Genomic DNA, 12,860 nt, shown 5'->3' on the forward strand with positions numbered 1-12,860 from the left:
AATTAATTTTACAGCCGGTTTTTTACTTTATATCCATTTAAGTTTTTAATGAAATGTAATTTTTCTTGTTGCTGTTTTTCCGTTGTCTAAAGTTACTTTTACAATCAAAATCTGATTGCCAGACTGAAGATTTGAAATCTGCAATTCGGTATTTTCTATCTTCTTATTATTATAAATTAATTTTCCTCCTATATCAAAGATGGAAACTTCTTTTATAAAATCGCTGTTTGAATTTACTTTTATGTTTTTGTTTTTTACAGAAACCAAAACATTGTTTTGCTGATTTTCAAAATCATCAACTCCTAATGTTGATGAATTATATTTCAACACAAAACGATCCAGAAAAGTTCCGGTTGAAGTAGTAAATTTATAATCACTCTCCTGTAGGTTGTGCGTAGTATTTGTCATTTTATCTTCTATATAAATAGGATGATTCAACAAATTACCATCAGCATGATCAATAGCAATTGAGAACTCCCCTTCGATGCCGGACCTGTATCCTAAAGGAACTATATCAGCATCAGTAAAAGGCAGCGCACGCCCCTGAACGGTTAATTTTCTTCCTTCATTAATACTGTAAAAATCCAAATAAATATTACCATTGATCGTAACTCCGTCATAATTATTATCCCAGGTATTAGTTGCTCCTTCAATATATCCAATTAATAATTGTTTAAAAGCTCCCTGTGTATTGGTCATATTTAGCCACACTCTGTGTTTTTCGACATTTGTTTTATTGGTTTCAGCTGCTTTAAAAAACTGACTGTTATTGCCCGAAACGCGCATCGAATTAGTAAAGACGGCTGTAGTGGTATTTCTGGCTTTTACAAAAAATGCCTGACCCGCTGCTATGTATCCCAAAGGCGGTATTTGATTTCCTGGTGTTCCTGCGCCCTGACCTGTAAGGTTTCCAACGCTTGTACTTCCTGTTAAATTGTAAATCGCATAATCATCACTGTTATAATTAAATTGGGCATCTCCCGGTACAGAACTGCTAGGTGCAGAGTTATGAGTCCAGAAATATAACGTACCATACAAACTAGCCGAATTATCAAAAATAAACTGATCTGCATATATGGCTGACGGATAAGGATTCCCTAACAAATGTGATTTCTCAGCTGCAAGTAAAGGAACCGTAATTGTTCCATTATTGGGAACTCCTTCTAAAAATGAATTATAAACAACAGGAGAATTTATATCATAATCCTGAGGCGCTCTAACAATGTAGCCATAACCTGGTTTCATTTCGAGAGTTCCATTATAGTTTATTATCCATCCGCTAATTGCACTATGACTGTAATATTTATCAGAAAGTGTATTGGGCGATAAATCGTGCAGAGTAAAAGGCGGCGTACGAACAATTGGCGAAGACCAATACGTAAAATCATATCTCCTAACCGGCGTTGTATTTCGTTTGTATATGATATTTCCCGTATTTACAACATCATTAATCTGCAAAAGGCTGGCATTGTTTTCAAAAGTTAATAACCCTCCATTATTGCTTACCGAATTTGTGATGGTGAGTGTATGATTAGAATTTACTGTAACATTCGCTCCCGGATCTACGATACAAGAGCATCCGCTTAGATTTCCAGTTGTAGAATAATTTCCTGAGAAACGAACAGCATCGGTTGCAATTGGCGGACTTCCTGTTGACCAGCTGGTACCATTCCAAACATTTGTAACAGGTGCTTTTATTTCAAGATTAATCGTTGGCAAAGAAGGGCAGATGTTTATATCATGTATCGTAAAAGTATAATTACCGGGAGCTAAATTTGATATTGTATAAGTGGTTCCTGTAGACATATAGGTTTGAGCAACAGTTCCATTTTGCGTAATAGTCCAATTAGGAGATGACAACAAACCAGTCAACTGCACGCTTCCGGTTGGTGTCACACAAGTTGGCTGCGTAATAACTGCCAATATTGGCGTTGAAGGTTTAGGTTCGACATCGATTCTTGTTTCTATGGCAAATTCCTCCGGACAAATTCCGTTTTTGACAACGGCTCTGTAACTAGTGCTCGTGGTTAATACTCCCGGCTGATACGTGTTTGATGTGTGAGCAAAAGGCTGCCAAACGTATGGAATAGCTTCTGCATATTCCCAGCGTACAATTGTTCCTGTATAATCGGTCAGCGTTAATAACGGACTTGGATCTCCGGCACAAATATGAGTTCCGCCATGAACGGCACCACGCTCTGTTTTTATAACTGTCGTTGTATTGCTTGCACTTGTACTTGAGGCACATCCTGTTGAAGTATAACCCACCGTAACTGTTTTGTTCCCAATAGTGAGCCATTGTACAGTTACGGAATTACTTGCTGTCGAAGTTGCTCCTGCAGTGATAATGTAATCTGTATTTAAAACTCCCGGAACATTCCAAACATAATTAGATTGCCCAGCTTGTGTTGTATAGATAACATCTGTATTCACACAAACTGAAGCAGCAGGCTGTGTTGTAAACGTTGGTACCGGAATTGGGTTAATTGTTGTAGTAGCAGAACCGCCTGTAAAACCAGTACTGCGAACACAACTATTCGCTCCCGTAACCGAAACTAATGTATAAACTGTAGTCGTCGTGACTGGTGTGGTAAATGGAGCAAATGGTGTCCCGCTTACTATACCTGATGCTGTGCGATCGGCTCCTCCATTTTCTTTATAAACAATTGTATAAGGTCCTGTTCCTGCTGTTGCCGTAAAAGTCAATTGTCCAGCACCTGTGGCACAAAAAGGACCATTGGCTGTTAAACTTCCCTGCGGCAACGGATTTACGGTTATCGTTGCTGAACCGCCTGTAAAACCTGTACTTCTTGAACATGTATTAGCTCCAGTTACTGAAACTAATGTATAAGTAGTAGTTGTCGTAACAGGTGTAGTAAATGTATTAAACGAAGTTCCACTTACAACCCCAGTTGCTGTTTGATCTGCTCCTCCATTTTCTTTATAAACAATTGTATATGGTCCTGTTCCAGCTGTTGCGGTAAAAGTCAATTGTCCAGCACCTGTGGCACAAAAAGGACCATTAGCTGTTAAACTTCCCTGTGGTAAAGGATTTACGGTTATCATGGCTGAACCACCTGTAAAGCCAGTACTTCTTGAACATGTATTAGCTCCAGTTACTGAAACTAGAGTATAAGTAGTAGTTGTCGTAACAGGTGTAGTAAATGTATTAAACGGAGTTCCACTTATAACGCCTGATGCTGTTTGATCTGCTCCTCCATTTTCTTTATAAACCACAGTAAAAGGTCCTGTTCCTGCCGAAGCCGTAAAAGTTAACTGTCCAGCACCTGTTACACAAAAAGGACTATTTGCTGTTAAACTTCCCTGTGGTAAAGGATTTACGGTTATCGTAGCTAAACCGCCTGTAAAACCTGTATTTCTTGAACATGTATTAGCTCCAGTTACTGAAACTAAAGTATAAGTAGTAGTTGTCGTAACAGGTGTAGTAAATGTATTAAACGGTGTTCCGCTTACGACTCCTGTCGCTGTTTGATCAGCCCCACCGTTTTCTTTATAAACTATTGTATATGGTCCTGTTCCGGCCGAAGCCGTAAAAGTCAACTGTCCTGAACCTGTTGCACAAAACGGACCATTGGCTGTTAAACTTCCCTGTGGTAATGGATTTACTGTTATCGTTGCAGAGCCTCCTGTAAAACCTGTACTACGGCTGCAGGTATTTGCTCCAGTTACAGAAACTAAGGTATAAACGGTTGTAGCGGTTACTGGTGTGGTGAATGTATTAAATGGTGTTCCACTTACAACTCCTGTTTGAGTACGATCAGCCCCACCGTTTTCCTTATAAACTATTGTATATGGTCCTGTTCCGGCTGTTGCTGTAAAAGTCAACTGTCCTGAACCTGTGGCACAAAACGGACCATTGGCTGTTAAACTTCCCTGTGGTAAAGGGTTAACCGTTACAGTTGTTGCAGCTGAATTTACAACAGAACAAGTTCCGCTTTGAATTACCGCTCTAAACTGAGTGGTTTGTGTTAAAGCCCCAGAAGTATAAGATGCTGTTGTATTTGCAATATCAGTAGACGTAGCAAAACTATCTGTTGAAGACTGCCACTTTAATATTGAACCTACATTACCAGTTAAAGATAATGCGGCGCTGGTAGCTCCCGCACATATTGTGGTTCCTCCGCTTACTGTTCCTCCAACTGTAGCTGGTGAAACTGTTACGCTTGCAGTATTATTAGTTGATATATTTGTAATACATACTGAGGATGTTAATCTTGTAATCGTAATTGTACTGGTTCCGGTTGTTGTTAAACCCGTAGCTGTAAAAGTACCAGTACCTCCCGTGATAACAGTCATTAAAGCAGTTAAATTCGTTTGTGTTGGGTTGGTTGTACTATATGTTACGGTATAAGGACCTGTAGGTAAACCAGCCGCAGTTGATGTTAACAATACTGTCGAAGTACCTGAAGTTACGCAAACATTGGAAGCAGTAGTAGGGCTGGCTAAACTATAAGTCGGACAAGTAAAGATTACATTTACCTGACCATTAGCACCTGCACCACCATTTTGTACACTCGAAGCACTAATAGCTCCTCCTCCTCCTCCTCCTGCTATACTTCCCGGGTTACCTGGTAAAGTTGTTAATGCTACTGTAGGATGACCGGCACCACCGGCACCGGTACCCGGATTAGGAGTCGCTCCATTTCCTCCTGTTCCAGAACCAAGAAGCAGCCCTAGAGCAATACTTCCACCATTGGTTCCTGTACCTCCGGCTGTTACTGTAGATCCTTTTGAAACAGATGTTGATCCCCCTGCACCTCCAGTTCCTCCATTTCCACCGCCTCCTGCACCACCTTCTGCAAGAATGGTAGATTCGAAACCTGTAATGGTAGAATTACCACCTGCATTTCCATTTCCCGGGGCAGCTGCCCCTCCGGTTCCCACTACAACATTTAAAGTGTTCCCTGCTATTACCGGAATATCTGCACGGGTAGCGTAAGCACCTCCGCCTCCGCCTCCGCCGCTTCTTCCGTTTATTGCAGTTGGAGAAGCGCCTCCTCCTGAACCGCCTCCGCCCCATGCCTGTACGGTGACTTTATCAATACCTGCAGGAACAACCATAGAACCACTTGCTGTAAATGGTGGATGCTGAGCCCAGATTGAAATACTAAAAAATAAAAATAGAATAGAAAGTTTTACTTTAGAAAACGAAAACTGAGAAGTACTATTCGATAAAGAAAAACAAAAGATTGAAAATTGTGGGTTAATAAACCAGGCAGGTAGTTTTTTTTCCATCGTATTATTTTTTAAATTAGGAGAAATGCTCAAATTCAAATAAATATTGATTAAGAAAATTTCTAAATACCTTAAAAAATAAATTCTGATTTTGAAAAATGGTTTTGAAAATCAAAACCAAAATAATACTGGCAATACTTTTTGTGGTATTTAAAATAGCAATCAATATTTCTGGCTTATAAAAAAATAAATGTATTCTGGCTTTCAAACAAGGATATAAAAAATGTGTGTTTTGACGGGTTTTATTGTCTTTAGTCGACAACCATTACAACAAGGTACGATTTTATTTACAATGTTATTTTAAAAGGATAGTTAAAACTTAAAACTTTAACACTTTTTATCTGACAACAGTTCAAAAATTGCTTTTAGGTTAAATTGTTAAATACCAGTAAAATAAAGCCATAAGAAAGAAAATTACATGAAATTAATATCCTTAAGCGAAAAAATTATTTTACGGCTCTGTAAACGGATTTCAGTGTTTTTTAAGTAATTTGATATCAAAAAATTACTTTTTTCACTATCGAACGACCGTCTTTTAAGTTTGTTTTGATAAGTAAAACGTTATCAGCTGATTTTAAATTTGATATTTCAAACTGAGTATCATCTAGTTTGTTTTTTTCGTAAATCATCTCGCCATTTATATTGTAAATCATTATACTATTCAAAACAGTACTTTCTGATTTTATTGTAATAATTTTGTTTTTTACAGAAATCCAAACTTCGTCTTTAGTTTCATTAAAATGATCTGTATTGAGTTTTTTGTTTTCAAAACGAAGAACAAATCTGTCTGTAAATGTTCCTATCTCACTATTAAATGTGTAATCTTTTGAGGTAAGATCGGATATATTATTTGTTAGTTTATCTTCTAAATAAATAGTTTGATTTTTCAAATCTCCATCGGCATGATCTATTGCAATAATGAAGCTTTCTGCTATTACGGTTTTATACCCTAAAATAATTTCATCGTTTTCTTCAAATGGTAATGCTCTACCCTGAATGACTAATTTTTTGCTATCGCAAATGCTATAAAAATCAACATAACTGTTTCCGTTAAAAGATTCAGCATCATAATTTATATCAAAATTGTTGGTTGCTTTTGGAAGGTATCCTACTAAAATCTGCTTAAATGCTCCTTTTTCATTTTTAAGATTCAACCATAAACGATGCTTTTCTGTCTCGGTTTTGTTTTCATTTGTTTCTAGTGCTGCCGGTTTAAAGAAAGTATTGCTTTTTTCAGGTATTCTCATACTACAACTAAATTCAATCTTTCCGGTTTGATTACTTTTTACAAAAAATGCCTGACCAGAGCCTATTTTTCCATCCGGAACTGTTTCGTTTATTCCGTTTGATACCGCTTTTGTACCAACACCGCCCACTAAATTATAAACGGCATAATCATCTGATGTATATTCTCTATTGGCAATGGGCGTATTGTGTGTCCAGAAATAGAGTGCTCCTTTGGTTTTGAATTCATTTTTATTAAGAAAAAGATCTGCATTAATTGCCGATGGATACGGATTTCCTATTAATTGAAATTTATTGGCTTCTTCAAAATTAATTTCCACTTTACCATTATTCGGAATTCCTGTAAAAACAGCTTCGTATACAGAACGATCAGTATTAGAGAATTCCTGAGGTGCTCTTACAGCATATCCTTTTCCCTGAATCATATTGGTTTGAGGATCTTCTATTATCCAACCATTATAAATAGAATTGTATGAAAGATATTTATCCGATAATGTGTTTGGTGAAAGGTTAAATAAAGTTTGATTTTGTACAGGAGAAGACCAATAGGTATAATCGAATTTTAAAACCGGTTTTGTTTTCCTTTTTACCTGAATACCTCCTGTGTTTACAATATCATCATCGTATTGATATAAACTTGCCGAGTCTTCTAAAATTAAAGTCCCCAAACCTGTATATGAAAATTCAATTCCTAAAGTGTTTCCGCTTAAAAGCGTTACTTTTTTTCCTTCATCAATTGTGCAGCTGCAAACATTCGAGGAAATTAAATTTGGAAAACTTTCTTTAAAAAAGGTTTCTTTTCCTCCGGAAGGATAGCCGTTTGACCACGAAATTCCATTCCATGTAGTCGATTCCAAGCAGAGTTTTAAACGGCAGATTCTGTGTTTAGAAATTCCTGAAACGGAATTAAAATTTCCGCCTATCAAAAGTTTATGATCTGCTGTAATACTTAATGCGAAAAGTTTATTATTGAGACCTGCATCAAAAGAAGGATCATAATCTCCTGTTTTTAATAACCTGATTAATCTTAAAGATGTTTTGTTTTTGTAAGTTCCTGAAAAAGATCCTCCCACTAAAAGGCGATCATCGGGCTGAACTAAAATAGAACGAACTTCTCCTTTATTAAACCCAATTCCAGAGTCAAAACCAGTATCTAAACTTCCATCTGAATTTAATCGAAGTATTCTCTTTTGTGAGACTTTATTATAGGTTAGAAAAGAGCCTCCTACAATTATTTTTCCGTCTGACTGTAAGGCTAGTGAGTAGACATTTTTATCGAATCCTTCTCTGATATTAAAACTTGTATCGATACTTCCGTCAGTATTTAAACGAACTAAATGCAGAAAATCACGTCCGTTAAAAGTTGTAAATCGCCCTCCTACTAAAATTTTTCCATCGGGCTGAATCAGCATTTCTTCTATGGCAGCTTCAGTTCCTGTACCCGGATTAAAACTAAAATCTCTTGATCCGTCTGGCATAAGCCTCACAATTCTTATTACAGAAGAGTCATTATTAAAGCGGGTAAAGCTTCCTGCAATTATAATTTTACCATCAGATTGTAATGCCATCGAATTAATTTGACCGTTAAATCCTGAACCTGCATTAAAGGTATTGTCTATCGATCCGTCTGGAAAAATTCGAACAATACGATTATACAATTGTTCATTATAAGAAGTAAAGTTCCCGCCTAAAATCATTTTGCCGTCTGATTGCAGAACTGCTGTTTTGATTATGTTATTTGCTGATTTTCCTCCTGAATTAAATTCATTATCAAAAGAACCATCTTCTAAAAGTCTGGCAATTCTAAAAGCCGGGTTATCATTAAATTTTGTAAAACTGCCAAATACCATTGCCTTTTTGTTCTGTAAAGCAATGATTTTAAAAACCGAATTATCAAAGCCAATTCCGGATGCCAAATAGCCTGTATCTGCTTCTCCTTCAAAATTAACCTTTGCCAGTCTTCCCTGATTTTGGCCATCAAAAACCGAAAATGTTCCTCCTATAAACCATGATCCTTCTGCATCATTAGCAAGAGCCCAAACGGTCGCTGCCGGGCCTGCATCTAAATCAAAATTAGTTTTAGGAGTTCCGTCTGGATTTAAAAAAATGAGTCTGGGGGCATCTGATCCTTCATATTTTCCTGTAAAAGATCCGCCTATCATTATATTTCCTGAACTATCTGTTTTGATTACCTGAACCACGTTATTACTAAAGCCTGACCCAAGAAAACTGAGATCTCGTGTACCGTCAGGATTTAAACGCACAATTCTATTCGCCGTAATTTCATTATAAGATGTAAAACTTCCGCCTAAAAGTATCTTACCATCCGTTTGTATTTCTATGGCATTTACATTATTATCGAAACCGGTTCCTGTATCAAAACTTGAATCTACACTTCCATCAGCGTTTAAACGGATGATTCTTTTTGAAGGAATGTTGTTGAATGATTCAAAATTTCCGGTAAGCAGGATTTTATCATCAGGTAAAACCTTAACATTTGTAATACTGACTGAAGCTCCTGTTCCAATTAAAAAAGAAGAATCTAAAGAGCCGTTTGGCAAAAGGCGGGCAATTCTGTTTATGGTTGTATTGTTGTATTTAGTAATAGTTCCGACAATAATAATTTTACCGTCAGATTGTAAAGCAATGTCATGGATTATCCCTGTTTGAGCTCCTATCGAAGTGTTGAAAGTAAGATCTTGTGTACCGTCATGATTTAAGCGAATGAGTCGGCCTGCGTTAGTTCCGTTGTAACTGGAAAAGTTTCCTCCCACTAATATTTTTCCATCTGGCTGCACATTAGAAGAGTAAACGTTACCTACAAAACCTGTTCCTGTATTAAAACTTTCGTCTATTGTTCCGTCGGGCAGCAAACGGGTTAAGTGGGAGCAGGGAATTCCGTTTAAGCTTGTATAATCACCTCCTACGATGAGATTATTATCGGGTTGTAAAAGCAGGGTTCGTACAATACTGTTAAACCCATCGCCTTTTTGTCCATCATCGATAGTATTGAATGTGATATCTACTTTTCCCTGCTGGGCAAATAGCGCCTGATTATAAAAAGAAACCAGAAAAGTTAATGTGTAGAGTAATTTTTTTATCAAAGTTGAAAAAATGTCTGTTAAGTATTTTGTAAGAATTAACCGAAATTAAAAAGCCTGATTAGAAATCACAATACCCACTTTTGGTGATTTTTGATTCAATAAAAAAATCCATTTGCCTTTACAGACAAATGGATTTTTATGTTTTTATGAAATCATTTTTTATTTAATAATGATTTTTCTTGTAGTAGTAAAATCATTTTCGAGCGTAACTTTTACTAATAAAACCTGATTAGAAGATTGCAGATTTGAGATTGATAATTCTAAAGCTCCTACTTTCTTTTTATTATATAAAAGCTTTCCGGTAATATCGTATATGTTTACTTCTTTAATGTTTTCTTTTGAAGAAGTTACTTTTATGATTTTATCTTTTACAGAAACCAAAAGACCGTCTTTTACATTTTCAAAATCTCCTGTACCTAATGTTTTGTTAGTATAACGAAGATTAAAACGATCTGTAAAAGTTCCTATTTCGGTCGTAAATTTATAATCTCCAGCTTTTAAATCGTGAATAACGCTGTTTACTTTATCTTCTAAATATACTTTTTGACCGTCAAACAATCCGTCTGTGTGATCTATTGCGATTGTAAATTCTCCTGCTGCGGTTGTTTTATATCCCAACGGAATCACGTCTTCTTCTTCAAAAGGAATGGCACGCCCCTGAACGGTTAATTTTTTAGCATCATTGATACTGTAAAAATCTACGAAAGTATTTCCGTTAAGAGTAGCTGCATCATAGTTTTGATCAAAGCTGTTTGTTGCACCTTCAATATAACCAATTAAGGCTTGTTTGTACGCTCCTTCTGCATTAGAGAAATTCAGCCATAATCGATTTTTTTCGATATTAGTTTGAGTAGTTTTAAAGAACTGACTGTTGTTTCCGGCAACTCTCATACTGTTTGTGAAAACAATATTATTTCCTGTGCTCGCTTTAAAGAAAAAAGCCTGACCTGCAGCAATTTTTCCTAAGTGAGTAGCTGCGCCACTTGCTGTTCCTGTGCTTCCTGTTAAAGTATATACTGCATAGTCATTCGTAGTATAATTGTATTTAGCATCTCCAACTACGCTTCCGTTTGGCGGTGAATTGTGTGTCCAGAAATATAATGCTCCTGTTCCTGTATTCGTAATAACCATATCAGCATCGATTGCTGATGGATATGGATTTCCAATTAAATTCCATTTTGTGGCAACTGGAGTAACTGTGATATTTCCATTATTTGGAACTCCTGTAAAAGTTGCTGAATAAACGGATGATGTTACCAAATCAAATCCCTGTGGTGCTCTTACAATATATCCTTGTCCAGGCACCATCGGTAAAGTTCCGTTATAATTAATAACCCACGCTGATCCGCTTGCATTATAGCTGTAATATTTATCAGCCAGTGTTGTTGGCGATAAATCATGTAGTGTATAAGATGGGGTTGCAGTTACTGGTGTAGACCAATATGTAAAATCCATACGGCGTACCGGCTGTGTATCTCTTTTATAAGTAACGTTTCCGCTGTTTACTGCATTTGTAGTCTGCACCAAACTTGCATTGTTGTCGAATGTTAAAGAGCCGCCTGAATTTACGGTTACTGCATTTGTAATTGTTAACGTTCGTCCTGATGGAACAGTTAAATTTACGCCGTTGTTAATAGTACAAGAGCAGGCAGTTAAATCTGCAGTTATTGGAAAAGCTCCCGCAAAAACAGCTCTTTTTGAAGCTGTTGGAGTTCCGTTTGACCAAGCTGTTCCGTTCCATGTTGTTGAAGACTGATCTGTAACAGTTCCTCCCAAACTTGCTGGTGACTTACAGCCTGTACTATTGGTTACTCTAAAAGTATAAGTGTTTGCGGCAAGTCCGGAAATTGTGGTACTAGTTCCAGTACCTGTATAAGTAGTACCTCCGGGAGTTCTTTCGATAGTCCAGGTTCCTGTTGATGGAAGATTATTTAGTACTATACTTCCTAAAGCTGTACATGTAATATCACTTACAGTGCCAATAGTTGGTGGTGCTAATAAATCTATAGAAGTTGAAATATTGTCTGTATAAGTTTGTCCGGAAATATCTTCAACTACGTTTAATGATGGATCTGTTCCCATAACTTTAGCAGAATTAACGACTCTTCCTAAATTTACATCGGCAGCGGTAATGGTATAAGTTCCGGTTAAAGTTGCTGTTGCTCCTGCTGCCAAACTGGCAATTGGATTTCCGGTTATCGTTACACCCGGCATAGGATCGGATACATGAACATCAGTAATAGGAACTTCTCCTGTATTTTTTACATTAAAAGTATAGTTGATTACATCTCCAACTTTACCGCAAGTTGCGATAGAAGCCGTTTTTATAAGACTTAATTCTGCAATTTTTAATGAATTCGTATTGAACGCAATAAAAGCACAATCTGAACTTCCTGAAAAAGTGACAACGAAACGATCAACCTGAGCGGCATTTCCAGAGTTTATTCCAAATTGGCTGGTCTCAATCGCTAACATTCTGATATCTCTGGTTGATGCTGCAGCAAATCCTAAAGTACCATCCATTTTAAAAAGGTCTAGACTATATGTACCTATTGCGGTAACCGCGTCAAATTTTATAGACAATTCAGTTCCAACAGTATTTCCTGAGGCATCAATAAATTTAAAAGTATCTGGTGTTCCTCCTGGATCTGCAACCTGTGTTACAATTAAATCAGGAACTCCATCGCCAATACCGGCAAGATTCAGGTTATTGGTTCCTACTTTAAATTCTGCTGTTCCGGCTTTTATATTCGCAACTCCTGTACCAATTGACAGACCGCTTGCGCCATCAGTTAATCTTGAGGCAAGTTCTGCACCTGTAGCTGTTGAACCGGCTAAAGCAGGAATTAAAGTTGCTGTACTCGCTGATCCGTCTATCATTGAACCTTGCAGAAAGTAAGAACTTGTTGTTGAACCAAGTGTCTGAATTTTTAAAGCTCTAAATTTTTGTGCACTGAATGTTACAGAATGCGAGGTAAGGACTGCATCATTTACACCAGTTGAATACGTTGTGCCATTCCAGCTAAAACCTAATAAGTTGTTTTCTCTGTCTGGGCGATTACCAACTCCAGTTGTAGAATTTGAAGTCCAATAGCCATTCCAATCCGTATAGATTCTGGAAGACGCTGTTAACTGAGCTGATGTTTTTAAGGAAATCAATAAGAATGCAAATGCTATTCTTTTTAGTAAAGAACGGGTAAACAAAAGTAATTTTTGGGGCATACAATTTGTGTTTGGGGTTGATTTGGTTGTTTG

The 12,860-nt window shown here is 37.0% G+C and carries 3 protein-coding genes; all 3 read right to left on the reverse strand.

Translation table 11 applies throughout. The features are described 5' to 3' along the window. Positions 1 to 45 precede the first annotated feature (45 nt). On the reverse strand, positions 46 to 5,256 hold the full coding sequence (locus ABDW27_RS11135; protein ID WP_343695966.1) for a T9SS sorting signal type C domain-containing protein: 5,211 nt from the start codon (positions 5,254 to 5,256) through the stop codon (positions 46 to 48). Between the two features lie 497 nt (positions 5,257 to 5,753). After that, positions 5,754 to 9,605: a T9SS sorting signal type C domain-containing protein gene (locus ABDW27_RS11140; protein WP_343695967.1), complete on the reverse strand. Its 3,852-nt coding sequence runs from the start codon at positions 9,603 to 9,605 to the stop codon at positions 5,754 to 5,756. 159 nt (positions 9,606 to 9,764) lie between these two features. Further along, positions 9,765 to 12,827, reverse strand: coding sequence for a T9SS sorting signal type C domain-containing protein (locus tag ABDW27_RS11145; RefSeq protein ID WP_343695968.1), 3,063 nt, complete (start codon positions 12,825 to 12,827; stop codon positions 9,765 to 9,767). Between the last annotated feature and the right edge of the window lie 33 nt (positions 12,828 to 12,860).

Origin of the sequence: Flavobacterium sp. (assembly GCF_039595935.1) — a bacterium.
Taxonomy (GTDB): domain Bacteria; phylum Bacteroidota; class Bacteroidia; order Flavobacteriales; family Flavobacteriaceae; genus Flavobacterium.

Excerpts from the sequence above, each read along its gene's own strand:
- ABDW27_RS11135 (WP_343695966.1), bottom strand. The coding sequence starts at position 5,256 with ATGGAAAAAAAACTACCTGCCTGGTTTATTAACCCACAATTTTCAATC.
- ABDW27_RS11145 (WP_343695968.1), bottom strand. The coding sequence starts at position 12,827 with ATGCCCCAAAAATTACTTTTGTTTACCCGTTCTTTACTAAAAAGAATA.